Origin of the sequence: uncultured Finegoldia sp., from assembly GCF_947252345.1 — a bacterium.
GTDB lineage: Bacteria > Bacillota > Clostridia > Tissierellales > Peptoniphilaceae > Finegoldia.
Map to the genome: position 1 here is coordinate 1 of NZ_CAMXVC010000011.1, position 17,354 is coordinate 17,354.

Consider the following 17,354-nt stretch of genomic DNA (forward strand, 5'->3'; position numbering starts at 1 on the left):
TGGTTTTTTGTTTCGCTCACTTCGTTCGCTCAACACACTTAAGTGCACAAAAAAACGACTCATAAGAGTCGATTTCTAATAAATCTGAAATTATTGTCTTTGTCCCAATTCGTGGTCTAAAATTGCAAGACCTGCATTGCTGTTTTCTGTTCTTTCGATTTTTGCAATTATTGTTTCGAAAGTATCTTCTTCTTCAATTTGTTCGTCTATAAATTTTTGTAATAAAGTATAAACTTCATAGAATTTGATTTCTTGTGCTGCATCGAATAATTCTCTTATTCTTCTAGTAACTTCTTTTTCGTGAGCTAATGCTGCTTTGAAAATACTCAAAACATCTTTGTCGTATTCTGCTTTTGGTCCTTCAATTGTTTTGTAGATAATTTTTATACCCATTTGTTGTAACCAATGTTTGAAAAATTCAGCGTGTTCATATTCTTCATCAGCTTGTTTTTCCATAAAATGTTCAAATCCTTCCCAATTCATTTCATTAAATTCAGAAGCCATTTGTTTGTATTCATATCCTGATTGTAATTCAAATACTAGTTGTTCATCGATTTTCTTTAATAATTCTTCTCTGTTCATAGTTTTCATTCTCCTTTTAGTTTAACTGTTGTTATTATGATAATGAGCTTATTTTAGGAATATAAATCATACACTCCATAAACTCTCAAATTATTTTCAACCAATTGTTTCATAATTTCTGGTATTAGCTTAGCTTTTTGATTGGTTGTAAACCCATTGTAGTTTATTTCAGTGTTGTTTAAATCCATGTATTCAGATGAGCCTATTATTTTGATAATCTTGTCATGCACTTCTTGTAAGTGCATATCCGCAATAACAAATGTGATATTGCAAATTCTGTCATCGTCAATTTTTGGAATTATTCTGTTGATAAGCAATACATTATTCATAACTAACCCCTTTTTCTCTTCTGATACTAATATACCCAATTATAATTATTTTATTCAATTGACCATATGTTTTTTTTATATTATACTGATAAAAAAAGGAGTTTAAGATGAAAAATCTACATAAAAATACAAATACAGCCAAAAGATATAAAATTATTCGAATTGCTTTTTGTTTTATTATCTTTTTAATGTTCTTATTATTTGTACTCAAATATATAAATTCAAGGCCGGCTATTTATCGTGAAAACATTCCACAAAATTACACTCTCAGAGATTTTGATGTGCTGTGCAACAAGTTAGATAGTTCTTATATGAATTTAAACCAGACAATCAAATACAATGATATTGATTTCATATCATTAAAGCCAAATTTTAAGTCGAAAATCAAGCAAGCTTACTCAAGCAACAAGAAGGATTTGACTAGTCAACAAGTGTGTGGTCTGTACAATGATATTTTAGATAATTTATATGAATCAAATGTAAAAATTGTAGATAAATATACTTTTAATAAAATTTTATTACAAGAAAATAAAAATGAAATAATAAATAATTTATCTGCAAAAAGATATCAAAATTTAGAAAATATTTTTCCTAGTAAAAATTTCAGGGCTTTAGATGTAAAAGAGTACAAGGATGCCATTTATGTTAAGATTTCTGATTTTGATTCTGTTAATGTCGACAAGGATGCTGAAATTTTTACAAATATCCTAAAAAAATACAAGAAGAAATCTAAGATAATTGTAGATTTAAGAGACAACGAGTCGGAAAATTTGGATTACGCCTTGAATGTTGTTATTAAGCCTTTATTAAAATCTAGTATAAATGTTGATTTTAAGGTCGCAAACAAAACACACCCTATTATTTCAAAAAAACTTTTAGCTAAAAACAACATAACATTCAAGACTACAAATTATTCATCAAATTTAAAAATAAAAGATAATTCAAAGGATATAAAATACATAACGACTTTCAATTTGAAGGTCAATGCTTCAAATACAAATGAGCGTGATGTTTATATTCTGCAAAACAAAAATACAAAAAACAGCGCAGATTTTGTATGCCAAATAGCTAATCGCACTAGATTTGCATCTACAGTTGGCGAGACAACTTCGGGGAATGGTTTGAATATTGTTCACACTTACATCTCACTTCCAAATACTGGATTTTTAGTTCAACTCCCTCTCGGTCAGGGAATAAATGAAGATGGAAGCACAAATGAAGAAGAAGGAACAAATCCTGTGATTAAGTTGGATGATTCAGATGAAATTGTCAAACATTTATTGTCGCAAATCAATTAAAAAAACAACGATTAATTAAAAATTAATTAATCGTTGTTTTGCTTTATAAAATATTTTTAACTTTATCTCTGACTAATTTCATATCCACTGTTGGCTCAAATCTTTCTACTACATTTCCTTCTCTGTCAATTAAAAATTTAGTAAAATTCCATTTTATATATGCCTTTTCGCCGAATTTTTTGTTGTTGAGCTTTGCGAATTGATTTAGTGCCATATTTTTCAACCCTTTGCCAAAACCTTCAAAAGGTTTTTCATTAGCTAGAAAAACAAATAGAGGTTGTGCATTTTTGCCGTTGACATCTATTTTGTCGAACTGCGTAAACTCCGTGCCAAACTTCATTGTGCAGAAATTGTGAATATCCCCTGTGCTTTCAGGTGCTTGATTTGCAAATTGATTACAAGGGAAATCCAAAATTTCAAATCCTTTATCTTTAAATTCTTTGTACATAGCTTCAAGTGGCTCATAGTGAGGTGTGAATCCACATCCTGTTGCTGTGTTTACAATCAACAAAACTTTGCCTCTGTATTGTTCTAAGCTAACTTCGTTACCATTCATATCTTTTACTACAAAATCATATATACTTTTCATTTTAACTCCTTATCATTTTTTCTGAAACCTGGTCAAATAGTTCCACTTTTTTGAAGAAAACATCGTCTATTTGTTTTACAAATCGCATTTCCATCAATGAGTTTGTCACAAAACAGCAGTCCATATTTTTTATTTCTGATTTTTTAATCGATTCTATTTTTATTTCGTAGCCATTTTCAATCAAAAACTCTATCAGTTTTTCTCTGTAAATTCCATTCAACAAGCCATCTTCCACAGGAGGTGTTATAAATTCATTTTTCTTTATGAAAAAAATATTTGTATAAGTTCCTTCTGTGACATTGTCGTCTTGATTCAAGAAAACCCCTTCATCAAAGCCTTGTTTTTTAGCTTCTTTGTGAAGAAAATCATTGAGCAAGTAGTTGTTCGTCTTGTGAAAAATCAGTGGATTGTTTTTATCTCTAAGTGGTTTTAGGATTTTAAGCTTTAATCCATCATTGTATTTTTCATCGGAATAGTCTGTATTTCTGGTTGTTATTGCCAAATCAAACTTCTGATTGTCATCGAGAACCATTATTCTAATACAATCTACATCCATATCAGTTAAACTGAGTTGTTCTTTTATTTTTTCCCTCAAATTATGCGTATCAATTCCGAGAAATCTCATTGAATTTTCCAATCTGGCTAAATGTTCTTCGAGATAAATGGGCTTTTTATCGACAACTTTTATCGTCTCAAAAAGTCCCTTGCCGTATTTTATTCCATCGTTCATCGCAAGGCCTCGTATACTTTTCTCGATTTTTGAAGAGTTTCTTCGTACTCGCTATTCATCTCTGAATCCCAAGTTATTGCTCCACCGCCCGAAAAATAGCAGCGGTCTTTTATTTTTAAAATTGTTCTTATTAAAATATTAAAATCGCAATTTTGATTAAAGGAAATGTAACCAATAGAACCTGTGTAAACATTTCTGTTATATTTTTCAACTGTATCAATAGCTTCAATTGACGCTAGTTTTGGAGCTCCTGTGATGGAACCTCCCGGAAAAATATTTTTGATTAAACTAAAAACATCTTCATCTTCTCTTAATTTTCCGACAATTGTCGCTACCAAATGGTGAACATTTTCGTAAGTTTCAAGTGAATAATTGCTAATTGATTTCACAGTCTCATACTCACAACTCATTGCCAAGTCATTTCTCATTAAGTCAACTATCATCAGCAATTCCGAAATATCTTTGTGACTGTTCAATAGTTCTGCTTTTAATTTTTCATCTTCATTTTCATCGAGAGATCTTCTTATAGTTCCTTTAATCGGTCTTGCCTGCACAATTTTGTTCTGGCAATCGAAAAATCTTTCTGGTGATGAAGACAGTACACAATAGTCGCCAAAATCCATATACGCCATAAAATCCGCTTTGTTTACTTTTCTAAGCTTCTTGTATATATTGAACTTATCCTTTGTAGTGTCAACGATAAATTGCTGAGTCAAGTTTACTTCATAAACGTCACCATTTTCAATCATTGTCTTTATTTCATCGAAACTTTTAGCGTATTCCTCCTTGGTTACGGTTTTAATCAATTCACAAGTGTGGTATTCTTTTTCCTCAATGACAGGTTTTATAAACGCTTCTTCTAATTCAGAAACATCAACATCATCCATATAAAAAATAGTGTATTCTTTCGTGTTGTTGTCAAATTCAATAATTTTGAAATAAATTCCGAAAAAAGCATCGTAAACATCCGTATTTTTTTCGCAATTCAAAACAACTTTACAATTGTTTTTTGTAAAATCATATGACAATAATCCGACTGCACCGCCTACGAATTGATTGCAATCTTCACAGTAGTATTCATCCATCAAAATCTTAAGTTGATTTAATGGATTATCTTCTATTTTTTTGTTGACAAGTCCTGTAATTTCACACATATTATTCTTGGATTTCAAAACTATCTCTGGATTGAATCCAATATATGATTTATTGCCTTGATTGTAGCTTCCCTTTGCGCTGTCCAATAAAAAAGGAAATTTCTTGTCTTTTATGTTGTACAAAATATCCAAAATAGTGATATCTGATTTTATTTTCTTAGAATGAATCATTTCGTACCTCCTCCAAGAAGTTTTCAATCATTTTCAATCCAAAATCAGTTCCCACACTTTCAGGGTGAAACTGAACAGTTTCTATTTTGTTTTTAGAATCTCTTAGTCCCATTATAATATTATCTTTTGTTTTTGATGTAACGACCATATCTTTGAATTTATCACTTTCAAAATTACTATCGTCGACGATTAGGGAATGATATCTCATTATTTTTACTGGATTGGGAATATTTTTGAAAATCCCTTTACCATCGTGATTAATCTCTGATATTTTGCCATGCATTGGTCGTGGTCCCTTAACTATTTCAACTCCATTTGAAAATGCAAAAGCTTGATGTCCAAGACATATTCCGAGAATAGGATATTTGCCTTTCAGTTTTTTGAAAATTTCCAAGCTAATTTTAGATTCTTTTGGAGTTTTTGGACCTGGAGAGATAACAATTATTTCAGGATTTAATCGAACAATTTCTTCTATATTTATTTCATCGTTTTTCTTTACTACAACATCTTCATTTAAAATTTTCAAATAAGTCACGACGTTGTAAGTAAACGAATCGTAGTTGTCTATCATCAAAATCATTTTATCACCCAATAAAAATATAAATTATTTTTCGCTAAAAAGCAAATAAAAAAGAGCCTATCAAATTAATAATAAGCTCTTTGAATTTTAAATAATATCTATTACATTTTTGTTCGCCGCCGCATTCGCTGGTGAATAAGTGAATACAACGCCGATGCCCAAAGATATTCCCAGCGAAATCAACACCGGCAACAACTCTAATTTTATTGGGAATGGCAAGAATTTTGAAACGATAAAAGCCGCAATCATACCAATAAAATATCCAATTATTCCGCCTATGACTGTGACAATTATTCCTTCTAGCATAAATTGATACAAAATTTCTTTTTTCTTTGCACCAATAGCTCTCCTTATTCCTATTTCTTTTATTCTCTCTGCAACTGAAATGTACATCATATTCATCATTCCAATTCCAGCAATCAAAAGAGAAATAGCAGCAATCAACGATATAAATAAAGTTATCGAGCCCAATACCTTGCTTATGCCTTCTATTTGTGAAGCTATATCAACAAAAGCATAACTACCTGCTGATTTCATCGGGCCATTTTTATCGAGATATTCTTTTATTTCTTTGGCCTTGTTCTTTACCTCAGTACCGTTTTTTAAAACAACATTAATCATAGTGATGGAATTTTTATTTTTTGGTTGGCGATATTCAATGGTAGCCTTTGGCAAATCTACATCGGAGCCTACCGAAAATAAACTCGCAGCTGAATTATTTTCTTTTACACCGACAATTACATAATAATCATTTTTGTAAGTGAGAGTTTTATTTATTGGATTGGTATCTTTGAAAACCTCATCCGCCAATTTTTCACTGATTACAGCGACTTTTTTGTCCAAATCCCCATCCAGTTTAGTAATTGCTCTTCCTTTTAAAATTTTCGTATCGGTTTTTTCAACCGGCTTTGCAAAAGCATTTTCAACTTGACCCTTTTCCTTCGTGATTGACACACTCATCAAATTATTTTGAAATTTATCCGGGTCAGATTCTACTTTTATAACGTTACTCATCTGAGATATTTCTCTTATGTTTTTTTCAGTAAAAACAGAAGTATTCTCACCGACAGAGCCCATCATATTATCCGGCTGAAAATAAAATCCGACACTCAACTCTTTACCCTGACCGCCCATCAAACTATCTACTACATAAGACTGAAATCCTCTACCGATAGCTACAATTGTAATAACTGCAGAAATCCCAATTATTATTCCGAGCATTGTTAGTATAGACCTTTTTTTATTTTTAACGATATCTTTGAAGGCAGTGTTCAACAAAACATTAAACTTCATAGCTGTCCCTCTCTTGCAATACTCCATCTAACATAAAATATTTCCTGTTGCAATTGTGAGTCACATTTTTGTCGTGAGTAACCATTATAATCGTTATTTTCAATTTTTTATTCAATTCATTGAACAACTGGATGATTTCTCTGCTTGTTTCTGAGTCCAACGCTCCAGTTGGTTCATCAGCTATTATAAATTTTGGATTGTGAACAATTGCACGTGCAATCGCCGTTCTCTGTTGTTGCCCACCTGAAAGTTGTTTCGGCTTCTTGTCAGCTTGATTTTTTATTCCTACAAGTTCAAGAGCCTCCAATGCTTTTTGTCTGGAGTATTTGTATGATTTACCCTGATACAATAGAGGCAATTCAACATTTTCTACAATCGTATAATTTTGAATCAATTGAAACTGCTGGAAAATAAATCCTACAGCTTCATTTCTGAGTTCCGATAATTTATTATCTGAAAATTTACTTATTTCTACGCCTTCAAATTTATAAGTACCGGTAAAATTTTTGTCCAAAAACCCCAATACATTGATAAGAGTAGATTTTCCTGAACCAGATTCGCCCATTATTGCAACAAAATCTCCACTGTTAATAGTCAAGCCAACATTTTTGAGAACGTGAAGCTTATTCTCTCCTGAATTGTAAAATTTATTTACTTTAAATAATTCTATCATGGGCTTAACTTTCTATTTTAATTTCTTGATTGTCTTTCAAATCAGCTACGTTGTTGATAATCTTGTCGCCGGATTTCAAGCCCGAAATAACTGTGTACGATTCACCATTTTTTTCGAGTTGAACTTCTTTTTTTACAGCTTTTGAATCTTTATATTCAAACACATAAAATTTTGAATTTTCTTCCTTGACAACATCTTTGCCTATTATAATATTTTTAGATTTTTTTCTGACTTGAACATTGAAACCAACGTGTACCGGCTTTTCTGTTTTAATCTTGAAAACAAAATTAGAAGAATTGCTCGATTGTGAGTCTCCGAAGTTTTGCATTTGGTTCGGATTTACACTTCCCATTGAAGATTCAGGTGAATTTGAAATCTCCGTAACAATTCCTGTAGTTTTTTCAGCACCATTGATAGGAATTATTTCAACCTTATCATTGACTTTTAAATTATTGTAGTCGTATTCAGAAATATTACCTTCAATTACATTGTCACTGCTTGTAACTTCAATAATGGGTGATTGGCTCATTGGGTTATTAACATCTTTTTCATTGACTTTGACAGTTCCAGCTACATTCGCTTTGATTGTTTTTCTGTAAGAATCCCTTAAATCATCAAGCTGTTTTTTTTGCATATTAACTTGGTCAATAGCTTGCTTGTAGGCTCTTTGTGCTTGATTAATCGAAGGTTTCATTTGGTCTATTTGTGTTTCCAATTCATCTGAAAAACTTTTGTTGTATTGCTCAATCAATTTATTGTAAGATTCATACGCTGTGTTTCTATCCTCTAAAGCGTAAGAAACTTGGCTTTTTGATTGGTCAAGTTGCATTTTTGCCTGTTCGATTTGTTTTCCAACTTCCTTGTTGACAAAACTAACCAAATAATCTCCTTTTTTTACAGATTGCCCGTCCTTAACATAAAATTTCTCAACATCGCCATAGGATTGATTGTTGAAAACTTGCTGCGATTCATCAGATTTTGAAATAGCACTAAAAACCAAATCGCTGTCTTCACTAACTGTGTACAAACTGTACTTTGAAGATGATTTTTTGTTTGTGTTTACAATTCTGTACGCCAAAGTTCCTATACAAATTATCGCAATTATCGAAAAAACCACGATGAATTTTTTATTTTTTTTCATACGTCCTCCTAAATTGTTTTCTCTGTAATACTATTGTAATACAGCATAACTATTTAGTCAACATATTTATCATTTCTTCGTAGAAATTTATAAATCTTTCAAGTGATTTAACGTCCAATCTTTCCTTTGTAGTGTGAACATCATAAATAGTAGGTCCTATTGAAATGCAATCAATGTGTTTGTGTTTTTCCGAAAAAACTCCACATTCTAATCCCGCATGAATAACTTTTACTTCTATTTCAGAATTTGTTGCTTTCCTGTAAGCCTGTTTTGCAATCTCCATTAACTTCGAATTTTTTTTAAATTCCCATGTTGGATAATAATTGTAATCGTAAGCTTTAAAACCGCATCTTGATGATACTGTTTTTATGTCCTCTCTTAAGTTTTTCAATTCGTCGTGGTCTGACGACCTGGTCGATAAAATTACTTCAAAATTATCTTCAGTCGAATTTACGATTGCCAAATTAGAAGACGTCTGAACAACATTGTCCAATCCTTCGATGTAAGCTACGACGCCTGTTTTTAAATTTAATACCAAATCCACAAAATCCTCAGTTGTTTTTTGGTCCAAACATTTTTGAGCTTTTGTTTTTTCGACAATTAATTTCAAATTTTTATCAAAATCTTCAAGAGACAATTTCGATATAAAATCTTCGGCTTTTGCTATGATTGAATCGGCATCTTCATCCGTCGATATAATTACATATGCATTTGTCGGAATCGCATTGTCCTTTGTCCCAGCCTCTACATCACAAATATAAAAATCATTTAATTTATCAATAAATTCAAAAACAACTTTAATAGCGTTCTGGTGGTTTTTATCTATTTCCATACCAGAATGGCCGCCCTTCAATCCCTTTACAGAAATCGAATAGAAGTTTGATTTTGTTTCAGATGTAAAGTGTTTTTCAATATCTACGTTTACATTTTCTCCGCCGCTGCTGCCGACGATAAGCTCTCTATCATTTTCAGAATCAATATTTATGAAGTATTTGCCCTCCAATTCAAAATTAAAATTCAATGCACCACTCATATCAACTTCTTCACTTGTAGTTACCACTACCTCGATTCGTGGAAGCTTCAAAGGCGATGTCAAAGTTGCCATAGCAATTGCAAGTCCAATCCCATCATCAGCACCAAGAGAAGTCTTATCTGCCATCATAAAGCCATCTTCTTCGATGATTTTTACCCCTTTGTCAAAATCATAATTTTCATCAGAAACGCATACCATATCCATATGAGCTTGCAGAATTATTCCACCTACATCTTTTAAGCTTTCATCTGATTCTCTTTTAATATAAATATTGTTAAATTTATCTCTTTTACACTTAAAATTATTTTTTTTTGCAAAATTTTCAAGATATTCAGAGATTTTCTCCTCGTGTTTTGAACATCTGTTGAGCTTGGAGAAATCTCTGAAATAATCCAATACTTTTTCTTTGTCCACTACGCACCTATAATTTCTGATACAACTTTGTTTACAGTCTTGCCGTCAGTAACCTTACCATATTCTCCCATAACAAATTTCATAATCTGTCCTTTTGATTTGTTTGATTTTTCAAGATTATTTTCTTCCATAAATTTTTCTATAATTTCTTTTAATTTATCTTCAGAAATTTGTTCTGGCAAGTACAATTTTATTACTTCGATTTTTTGCTTAGTTTCTTCTATGGCTTCTACTCTATCCTTTGGTGTTTGTTCCAATGTATCCATAGTTTGTTTTAATTCTCTCTTGACAAACGCCAATTGTTCTTCTTCTGTTAAATCCCTCTTTTGTTCTTTTTGTTCTAATAAAATATTGCTCATTATCAAGGAAATAACACCTGATTTTAGCTTATCCTTGTTTTTCATCGCTAACATTTTATCTTTTCTCAATTTTTCAATAATACTCATAATATCTCTCCTATCCAAAAATAAATGTAAAATAATAATTCATTCTAAACATATAAATAGACCAATATGCACATATAAGCCCTAAAAAAATCCCTATGATTACATCTGTGAACCAATGCACTCCCAATACCACTCTCGATAAAGCTATCATAAATGCAAAAATAATCGCAAGTAGCATCGTCACGAAGAAGAATTTGTAACCATAGCTTAGCACATAAGCTATCGTCAAATAAAAGCTCATACTGACACAAGAATGCCCACTTGGGAAAGAATAACCAAAATAATTTATTCCTTTGTTTATTTTAGGTCTTTTTCTTCTAAATACAAATTTAAGTGTGTGAACTGAAATCACGCTCAAGAGCACGCTCATTATAATTGCAGATGCAGAAACGTAATTATGTTGACTCACTGTAAAAAAAACAATCGGAATACTTATCATCATAAGTGTTTCAACATTTCCAAATTTAGTAACTTTTGCCATCATAGTAACCAGAGAATTTTGTCCCATATCGTTAAAATGCTCTTTTAATTTTCTGTCCCAATTTGTCTCTTGTTCTTTCAAAATAACAAATCCCATAAAAAAAGTGACGATTAACAGGACAAATGTCAATATTACTACAAACCAATCGTATTTGTTCATTTTTATTCCTTTCTTTTTTTCTTAACTTAAATTTTATACCAATAAAGTTCAAATGTATAGTGCCAAATTTTACAATAAAAAATGAACTACGACAAATCATAGTTCATAATTTAAATTTTTCATTTTAAAAATGTGATTTTCAAAGACATAAATCGTGATTAAATAACACACATAGCCCAATAGCATTCCAAAAATCACATCTGTAGGCCAGTGTACTCCAACTACAAGTCTGCTAAACGCAATGACAAATGGAATTATTCTCAGATAAATAAATTTTTCGTTTTTAATGCTGATTAAAAGATAGCTCAGAGTAAAATAAAAGCTCGTGCTTACCAAGCTATGACCACTTACATAACTGTAACCGCCTTGAGTTATCTTGAAAAATTCTTGCGGCCTTATTCTCAAAAAACTATACTTGTACAAATTCATAATCAAAAATCCAATCAAACAAGACAAAAATGTTGTCGTAAAAAATGAATTTTTGCCTATCTTTTTTGAGTAGGCAAGGCAAATCGCCAAAATAAAAATATATGTGCTGAAATTTCCAAGCAAAGTGAACAATTTAAAAATATTAAATAAAAAATTATCTGTGATAAATTGTGCAAATTTCATTATGCCTGGTTCAAATATAAGTCCAGATTTTTTCCTTATAAAAATCCCAAAAACCACAGTGGTTATAATTATAAACACAGAAATATAAAATTTCTTCTTACTTAAAACTTTTCCAATCATAATCCCTTTCCATACTCACAATTTGGGAAGTGACAGTCATCACACTGCATACAAAATCCACCATAACCCAAACTATTAATCATATCTTTCGTTACTTTAATATTTGCAAAAATATAAGGCAAGATTATATCGAATACCGTTGATTTGTTGAACATAACACAGCCTGGAAGCCCCATAATTGCAGTGTTGTTTTTGTAGGCCAACATAAACATCGCACCCGGTAGTACAGGTGAGCCATAAGTTATCACTTCTGCCTTTGAATCTTTTATAGCTTTCGGTGTCATATCATCTGGGTCAACGCTCATTCCACCAGAAACCAAAATAATATCGGATTTATTTTCCAAAGCTTTGTTGATTTCTCGTGTAATATTGTCGCTATTATCGTCGACAATCACATGACTTACAACTTCGCAATTGTAATCTTTCATTTTTTGTTTTAAAACAGGTCCAAATTGGTCTTTGATAAGACCTTTGTAAACTTCAGAGCCCGTTGTAATAATTGAGCATTTCTTAGTTGTATCAAACGGAATGATTTCCAGAATAGGAACTCCGTTCATAATTTTCTTCGCGTCGTCCATGACTTTTTCTTTTGTGAAAAGCGGAATAATTCTCATTCCAGCGATTTTTTGTCCCTTTCTGACAGGTTGATTTCCAAGAACAGTTGCAATTGAAATATCATCAATCGAATTTAACCTGAATAATCTATCTCTGTCGACTTTCAAAAACCCATCCACATCAGATATTATTTCTATCTTGCCTTCTTTTATATCAGATGAGTGCATATGTTCATTGATGCAAATATCTTTTAAAATAATTGCACAATCATTCTCGTGCAAATCATCATCGTCTAATTCCATAACATAAATATGTTCCTTGCCCATGCTCAACAAAACAGGAATATCTTCTTCTGTAACGACGTGTCCTTTTTTGAAGGCTCTCTCTTTTACCACGTCTTTTACAATTCTAGTCATATCGTGTGGTAAGATGTGACCTACCGCATCTTCTGTTCTAACTACTTTCATTTTTAAACCCCTTCTATTTGATACCCCTATTTTATCACGAAATCATTATTTTTAAAAACACATAACGAAAAAAAAACTGGATTTTCCTCCAATTTTATTCTTCGCTTACCAAATTATAGTAGACATTGCTCGTTATTTTAAATATTATAAAATACACGACGATTATTATAGCAACGCAAATAGAAAATGGAATTGCAAATTCAGATATATTTCTTATTCCGAAAAATCCACACAATTGATACAACATTTTAGATGCTATTGCTGAGTGAATTACTGCCACAAAAAGCGGTAAAAAGAACATCCAATAAATTTGTTGCGATGATGTCTTTTTTATCATTTTGTTTGAGAGTCCGACTTTTTTCATTGTTTGAATGTTTTTTCTATCTTCAATTCCTTCTGACAAATGCTTGTAATAAGCTATTATCGAAGTTCCAATTAATAAAACAAAACTTATGATGAAACCAATGTATAAGAACGCTCCAAACATAGTGTACACAGCTGACTTTGTTTCTTTTCTTGATACAAATTGAAGAGAACTGTCTTTGGAGATAAATTCTTTTCCATCTAGTTTTTTGTCCGAATCTAAAAAGTAAGATACCTCCACGTCCAAAGGTTTACTTGCCACTTCATTGTCCGTAGGCATTCTGAAATCATTGCAAAATCTTACCAAATCCTCATCGTTTTTTACAACGACGTAGAACATATCCACACCAATATTTCTTCCTTCTATCTCGTTGATTTTTTTGAATTTGTAATCAGCACTTCCCAATGTTATCTTATTTGATGTCAAATATTTCATGTAATTTGAATTTAATAAAATTTCTCCGTTGTTAAGAGTGTATTTCTTGCCAAATTTATTATTGAACGAATCTAATGTTTGAATCATAATATAGATTGGATGCGTATTATTCTTTCCCATTTTAGAGAATTTATTGCCTTCAAGGTTTGCAAATATCATCGTACTAACTTGATAATAATCATTTTTAGGATTTGTTTTTTCTGTGACTAAATTTTTTAATCTGGACTTTTCTTTTCCGGTATTTTGGGAAAAATCCTTATCCGGTGTAATGGTTCCTGTCAATTTGTAATCTCGGTTCACAGTTGAATCCACAACTTTTTCTGCACTGTTGTAGATAGCCATTGTAGTCGACAATGATACTACAACTCCTGTGCATAAAATCGCAATACTAGCTAACCCTACTGCATTGGATTTCATTCTGTAAAGCATACCAGACACAGTGATGAAGTTTTTCGATTTGTAGAAGAAATTCTTGTTTTTCTTCATCATTTTTAGTACAAAAATAGTTACTGCAACAAATCCACAGTACGTTCCAAATAGTACAAGTAGACTTGCTACGAAAAACATCAACAAACTTTCCAAGCTTCCTTCGATTGTCAACGCGATGTAATAACCAATTGCTGTTAAAACTATTGCTAGAATGAAAAATATTACATTGACTTTTGGTTCAGATTCCGATTTTTGTCCTTTCGCAAATAAATCCCTAGTTGTAGCAGATTTTATATTTACGATATCGAATATATAAGTTATAATGCAAATACCAAAGTTAAAAATCAATGTTAATATAACCGCTTTGATTGAAATTCCAAACTGCATAACATTGAAATTTTCTCGCATCAATTTCCCTACGGCTAAGAACAATACTTTTCCCAATGTGATACCAAAAACAATTGTTAGGATTGAAATAATCACAAAAAATATCGACTTTTCTTTTAACAATATTCTATTTATGTGTTTGTTCTCCAATCCAAAAACACGATATAATCCAAATTCCTGAAACCTTCTTTTTACCAAAAATCTATTCGCATACATAATAATTGCAAATGTAAATATCGCAATAATAATTGATCCGAAAACTATTATCGTTCCAAATTGGTCTTTTTGCATAACGTATTTGTTATCTAATAGAGATATCATAATAAACAAAATCGCCACCATAATACTCGTTGACAAAATATATGGAATATTTACGATTTTGTTAGCTTTTAAGTTTTTGAGCGCGAACTTCGTAGATAATTTAGAATTCATTATCTACACCTCGATTGTTTATAACAGTCAATGATTCATTAATTCTCTCCATAAATTCTTTGTTGTCGCTATTACCCTTGTAAATTTCATGGAACACAACGCCGTCTTTTATAAATATTACTCTGTTAGAAAACGAAGCTGCTTTCACAGAGTGAGTTACCATCAATATAGTTTGTCCTAATTTATTAATTTTTGTGAATAGATCAAGTATCATATCTGATGATTTTGAATCCAATGCACCTGTCGGCTCATCTGCCAATATCAAATCCGGTTTTGTAATCAAAGCTCTTGCAATCGCAATTCTTTGTCTTTGTCCACCACTAACCTCATAAGGATATTTGCCCACAAAAGATTCAATTCCTAACAAACCTTGAATTTCAGATAATCTTTTCTCCATTTCTTTTGGCTTATAATCTGAAAGTACCATTGGCAAAAATATATTGTCTTTGTTCGAGAAAATATCCAATAAATTAAAATCTTGAAATACAAATCCAAGTTTTTCTCTTCTAAATTTTGCAACTTCCGATTCTTTTAATGCGGAAATATCTTTGCCATTTAATACTACCTTGCCGTTAGTTTGCTTATCTAATGTTGATATTACATTTAGTAAAGTTGTTTTTCCAGAACCTGATTCTCCCATTATCGCTATAAATTCATTCTTTTCTACAGAAAAATTCACATCTTTTAATGCTACTGTTTCTACATTTTTCGTTTTGTATACTTTTCTTATGTTGTTTAATTCTAAAATATTCATAACACCCTCCATAACTATATGTTAAATGAATTTAGAAAAAGTAGCATTTATCTAAACTAACAAAAATCATTCAATCTTACAAAATCGTAAGATTAGTTATTCACAATTATATAAAATTTACTACCTTGACCTACAGTAGAATCTACTTTCAATCTAATGTCCAGTTTATCCGCGATAGATTTTGCCAAATACAATCCCAAACCACTCGATTTTTGTTTTAATCTTCCATTAAATCCCGAATATCCTTTATCAAAAATTCTATTGATATCTTCTTCTGGAATCCCTATTCCGTGATCTTCTATTAAAATCACAACAGAATTATCTTTCCTAAAAGAATCTAAAATGATTTGAGAGTTTTCGGAATATTTAATAGCATTGGAGAGAATTTGTTCCAACAAAACACTTAGCCATTTGCTATCTGTGATACATTTTAATCCGTTTTTTCTAAAATCCAGGCTTATATGTGAATTAATGAACAGAAGCGAGTATTTTTTTATCAACATATTAAGTAAATTGTCTACATCTACAGCACTTATATCCATGTCTTTTTCGTGCAAATTAAGCTTCAAATAATTTATAGCCATATTCGTGTAATTGTCGATCGATTTAAGTTGCATTTTTATTTCTGTATTATCTTCTGTCAGAATTTCCAAGCAAGTTATTGGGGTTTTAATCTGATGCACCCACATAGAAAAATATTCTTGGATATCTTTTTGCCATGAAATGTAGTCATTTCTAATGTTTTCAATTCGCATTTCCAACTCTTTAATTTTCTCATCATTTGATAATTCTTTTTGAAAATCAAAGTATTTAATTACCAAATAAATAAAAAATACTATCAAACATATTTCAAATCCCTGGACAAACACTCTTATATCCACATTGTTCAAATAACAGACTATAAAATAAATAGCGTTTATTGAAATAAAAAACAAAATCGAATTGAGATTTTTCTTCAAAAAACACATTAATTTATTCATTTTGATTACTTCCGTCATTTAAATAGTATCCTGAATATTTCTTCGTCAACAAAAAGTCATCCAAGCCAAGTTTGTTTAATTTTTTTCTGATTCTGTTGATATTCACGGCCAATGTATTATCATCAATGAAAAAATCATTTTGCCAACACTGATCCATCAATTTTTCTCTTGTTACTATTTCACCTTTAGCTTCGAATAACGATTTTAAAATTAGCATTTCTGTTTTCGTAAGATTTGTTTTCCCATCGTTGAATTCCAATCTGAATTCATTTACAAAAAGCACGACTGACTTAAATTCCAAAACACTTTTGATGATGTTATTGCCGTAATATCGTTTCATAACGGCGTTGATTTTCACCATTAGTACATCAAAATTAAATGGTTTGGTGATATAATCATCTGCTCCCATCTGCATTCCCATTATGATATCCAAATCTTCTGATTTTGAGGATATAAAAATTATTGGAATGTCTGTTGTATTTCGTATTTTTTCGCACCAAAAATATCCATTAAAACTAGGAAGTATAATATCCATCAATATTATATCTGGCTTTATGTTTTTGACATCCTCCATAATATCTATTCCAGAATTTGTGAACACTTCGTATTCCCAATTTTCTAAATATTTTTTTAGCGAATTTGAAATTATTTTATCGTCTTCTATAATTAAAACCTTCATACTAAAATTATACATAAACTAAAGTTAAAATGATACTTTTGCTATTTTTGCAATAAAAAATTAGTGA

The 17,354-nt window shown here is 30.9% G+C and carries 19 protein-coding genes; 1 reads left to right on the forward strand and 18 read right to left on the reverse strand.

The genetic code is table 11. The features are described 5' to 3' along the window. Positions 1 to 90 precede the first annotated feature (90 nt). The gene (locus Q0X02_RS03345) at positions 91 to 591 is read right to left on the reverse strand and encodes a ferritin (RefSeq protein WP_297811532.1); all 501 of its coding nucleotides are present in this window, start codon (positions 589 to 591) and stop codon (positions 91 to 93) included. Positions 592 to 635: 44 nt separating this feature from the next. After that, positions 636 to 911: a hypothetical protein gene (locus Q0X02_RS03350; RefSeq protein WP_297811535.1), complete on the reverse strand. Its 276-nt coding sequence runs from the start codon at positions 909 to 911 to the stop codon at positions 636 to 638. Positions 912 to 1,099: 188 nt separating this feature from the next. Here Q0X02_RS03350 and Q0X02_RS03355 point away from each other — a divergent pair, with 188 nt between their 5' ends. Then, positions 1,100 to 2,209: a S41 family peptidase gene (locus Q0X02_RS03355; RefSeq protein ID WP_297811538.1), complete on the forward strand. Its 1,110-nt coding sequence runs from the start codon at positions 1,100 to 1,102 to the stop codon at positions 2,207 to 2,209. A 43-nt stretch (positions 2,210 to 2,252) separates the two neighbouring features. Here the strand turns inward: Q0X02_RS03355 and Q0X02_RS03360 are convergent, their stop codons facing one another. From Q0X02_RS03360 to Q0X02_RS03435, 16 genes are all read right to left on the reverse strand, one after another. Next, positions 2,253 to 2,798 carry a glutathione peroxidase gene (locus Q0X02_RS03360; RefSeq protein ID WP_297811540.1) on the reverse strand — a complete coding sequence of 182 codons (546 nt, stop codon included), beginning with the start codon at positions 2,796 to 2,798 and terminating at the stop codon, positions 2,253 to 2,255. Position 2,799: 1 nt separating this feature from the next. Then, on the reverse strand, positions 2,800 to 3,528 hold the full coding sequence (locus Q0X02_RS03365; RefSeq protein WP_297811543.1) for an aminotransferase class IV: 729 nt from the start codon (positions 3,526 to 3,528) through the stop codon (positions 2,800 to 2,802). Next, positions 3,525 to 4,853: an anthranilate synthase component I family protein gene (locus Q0X02_RS03370; RefSeq protein ID WP_297811545.1), complete on the reverse strand. Its 1,329-nt coding sequence runs from the start codon at positions 4,851 to 4,853 to the stop codon at positions 3,525 to 3,527. Before Q0X02_RS03370 ends, Q0X02_RS03365 begins: the two co-directional genes overlap by 4 nt. Then, positions 4,840 to 5,433, reverse strand: a complete 594-nt coding sequence (locus Q0X02_RS03375) for an aminodeoxychorismate/anthranilate synthase component II (protein WP_297811548.1) — start codon at positions 5,431 to 5,433, stop codon at positions 4,840 to 4,842. Before Q0X02_RS03375 ends, Q0X02_RS03370 begins: the two co-directional genes overlap by 14 nt. An 87-nt stretch (positions 5,434 to 5,520) precedes the next feature. Continuing rightward, a complete protein-coding gene (locus tag Q0X02_RS03380) occupies positions 5,521 to 6,726 on the reverse strand; it encodes an ABC transporter permease (protein ID WP_297811550.1) in 1,206 nt (401 codons plus the stop codon). After that, positions 6,716 to 7,399, reverse strand: coding sequence for an ABC transporter ATP-binding protein (locus Q0X02_RS03385; protein WP_297811553.1), 684 nt, complete (start codon positions 7,397 to 7,399; stop codon positions 6,716 to 6,718). Before Q0X02_RS03385 ends, Q0X02_RS03380 begins: the two co-directional genes overlap by 11 nt. 4 nt (positions 7,400 to 7,403) lie before the next feature. Continuing rightward, on the reverse strand, positions 7,404 to 8,540 hold the full coding sequence (locus Q0X02_RS03390; protein WP_297811556.1) for an efflux RND transporter periplasmic adaptor subunit: 1,137 nt from the start codon (positions 8,538 to 8,540) through the stop codon (positions 7,404 to 7,406). Positions 8,541 to 8,589: 49 nt separating this feature from the next. Next, positions 8,590 to 9,987 (reverse strand): beta-Ala-His dipeptidase, encoded by a 1,398-nt coding sequence (gene pepD / locus Q0X02_RS03395; RefSeq protein WP_297811560.1) that lies wholly within the window; start codon positions 9,985 to 9,987, stop codon positions 8,590 to 8,592. Then, a complete protein-coding gene (locus Q0X02_RS03400) occupies positions 9,987 to 10,433 on the reverse strand; it encodes a GatB/YqeY domain-containing protein (protein ID WP_297811563.1) in 447 nt (148 codons plus the stop codon). The genes pepD and Q0X02_RS03400 overlap by 1 nt, the downstream gene beginning before the upstream one ends. Before the next feature lie 10 nt (positions 10,434 to 10,443). Then, a complete protein-coding gene (locus tag Q0X02_RS03405; RefSeq protein ID WP_297811565.1) occupies positions 10,444 to 11,073 on the reverse strand; it encodes a phosphatase PAP2 family protein in 630 nt (209 codons plus the stop codon). Positions 11,074 to 11,169: 96 nt separating this feature from the next. Then, positions 11,170 to 11,805 (reverse strand): phosphatase PAP2 family protein, encoded by a 636-nt coding sequence (locus tag Q0X02_RS03410; RefSeq protein ID WP_297811568.1) that lies wholly within the window; start codon positions 11,803 to 11,805, stop codon positions 11,170 to 11,172. Further along, positions 11,802 to 12,827 (reverse strand): molybdopterin-binding protein, encoded by a 1,026-nt coding sequence (locus tag Q0X02_RS03415; RefSeq protein ID WP_297811571.1) that lies wholly within the window; start codon positions 12,825 to 12,827, stop codon positions 11,802 to 11,804. Before Q0X02_RS03415 ends, Q0X02_RS03410 begins: the two co-directional genes overlap by 4 nt. Before the next feature lie 94 nt (positions 12,828 to 12,921). Then, the gene (locus Q0X02_RS03420; RefSeq protein WP_297811574.1) at positions 12,922 to 14,874 is read right to left on the reverse strand and encodes an FtsX-like permease family protein; all 1,953 of its coding nucleotides are present in this window, start codon (positions 14,872 to 14,874) and stop codon (positions 12,922 to 12,924) included. Further along, positions 14,864 to 15,628: an ABC transporter ATP-binding protein gene (locus Q0X02_RS03425; protein WP_297811577.1), complete on the reverse strand. Its 765-nt coding sequence runs from the start codon at positions 15,626 to 15,628 to the stop codon at positions 14,864 to 14,866. The genes Q0X02_RS03420 and Q0X02_RS03425 overlap by 11 nt, the downstream gene beginning before the upstream one ends. Positions 15,629 to 15,720: 92 nt before the next feature. Next, positions 15,721 to 16,608, reverse strand: coding sequence for a sensor histidine kinase (locus Q0X02_RS03430; protein WP_297811580.1), 888 nt, complete (start codon positions 16,606 to 16,608; stop codon positions 15,721 to 15,723). Next, positions 16,601 to 17,302, reverse strand: coding sequence for a response regulator transcription factor (locus tag Q0X02_RS03435; protein ID WP_297811583.1), 702 nt, complete (start codon positions 17,300 to 17,302; stop codon positions 16,601 to 16,603). The genes Q0X02_RS03430 and Q0X02_RS03435 overlap by 8 nt, the downstream gene beginning before the upstream one ends. Between the last annotated feature and the right edge of the window lie 52 nt (positions 17,303 to 17,354).

What these genes read in the sequence shown, in the direction of transcription:
- Q0X02_RS03345 (WP_297811532.1), bottom strand. Translation starts at nt 591, where the DNA reads ATGAAAACTATGAACAGAGAAGAATTATTAAAGAAAATCGATGAACAA.
- Q0X02_RS03350 (WP_297811535.1), bottom strand. Translation starts at nt 911, where the DNA reads ATGAATAATGTATTGCTTATCAACAGAATAATTCCAAAAATTGACGAT.
- Q0X02_RS03355 (WP_297811538.1), top strand. Translation starts at nt 1,100, where the DNA reads ATGTTCTTATTATTTGTACTCAAATATATAAATTCAAGGCCGGCTATT.
- Q0X02_RS03360 (WP_297811540.1), bottom strand. Translation starts at nt 2,798, where the DNA reads ATGAAAAGTATATATGATTTTGTAGTAAAAGATATGAATGGTAACGAA.
- Q0X02_RS03365 (WP_297811543.1), bottom strand. Translation starts at nt 3,528, where the DNA reads ATGAACGATGGAATAAAATACGGCAAGGGACTTTTTGAGACGATAAAA.
- Q0X02_RS03370 (WP_297811545.1), bottom strand. Translation starts at nt 4,853, where the DNA reads ATGATTCATTCTAAGAAAATAAAATCAGATATCACTATTTTGGATATT.
- Q0X02_RS03375 (WP_297811548.1), bottom strand. Translation starts at nt 5,433, where the DNA reads ATGATTTTGATGATAGACAACTACGATTCGTTTACTTACAACGTCGTG.
- Q0X02_RS03380 (WP_297811550.1), bottom strand. Translation starts at nt 6,726, where the DNA reads ATGAAGTTTAATGTTTTGTTGAACACTGCCTTCAAAGATATCGTTAAA.
- Q0X02_RS03385 (WP_297811553.1), bottom strand. Translation starts at nt 7,399, where the DNA reads ATGATAGAATTATTTAAAGTAAATAAATTTTACAATTCAGGAGAGAAT.
- Q0X02_RS03390 (WP_297811556.1), bottom strand. Translation starts at nt 8,540, where the DNA reads ATGAAAAAAAATAAAAAATTCATCGTGGTTTTTTCGATAATTGCGATA.
- Q0X02_RS03400 (WP_297811563.1), bottom strand. Translation starts at nt 10,433, where the DNA reads ATGAGTATTATTGAAAAATTGAGAAAAGATAAAATGTTAGCGATGAAA.
- Q0X02_RS03405 (WP_297811565.1), bottom strand. Translation starts at nt 11,073, where the DNA reads ATGAACAAATACGATTGGTTTGTAGTAATATTGACATTTGTCCTGTTA.
- Q0X02_RS03410 (WP_297811568.1), bottom strand. Translation starts at nt 11,805, where the DNA reads ATGATTGGAAAAGTTTTAAGTAAGAAGAAATTTTATATTTCTGTGTTT.
- Q0X02_RS03415 (WP_297811571.1), bottom strand. Translation starts at nt 12,827, where the DNA reads ATGAAAGTAGTTAGAACAGAAGATGCGGTAGGTCACATCTTACCACAC.
- Q0X02_RS03420 (WP_297811574.1), bottom strand. Translation starts at nt 14,874, where the DNA reads ATGAATTCTAAATTATCTACGAAGTTCGCGCTCAAAAACTTAAAAGCT.
- Q0X02_RS03425 (WP_297811577.1), bottom strand. Translation starts at nt 15,628, where the DNA reads ATGAATATTTTAGAATTAAACAACATAAGAAAAGTATACAAAACGAAA.
- Q0X02_RS03430 (WP_297811580.1), bottom strand. Translation starts at nt 16,608, where the DNA reads ATGAATAAATTAATGTGTTTTTTGAAGAAAAATCTCAATTCGATTTTG.
- Q0X02_RS03435 (WP_297811583.1), bottom strand. Translation starts at nt 17,302, where the DNA reads ATGTATAATTTTAGTATGAAGGTTTTAATTATAGAAGACGATAAAATA.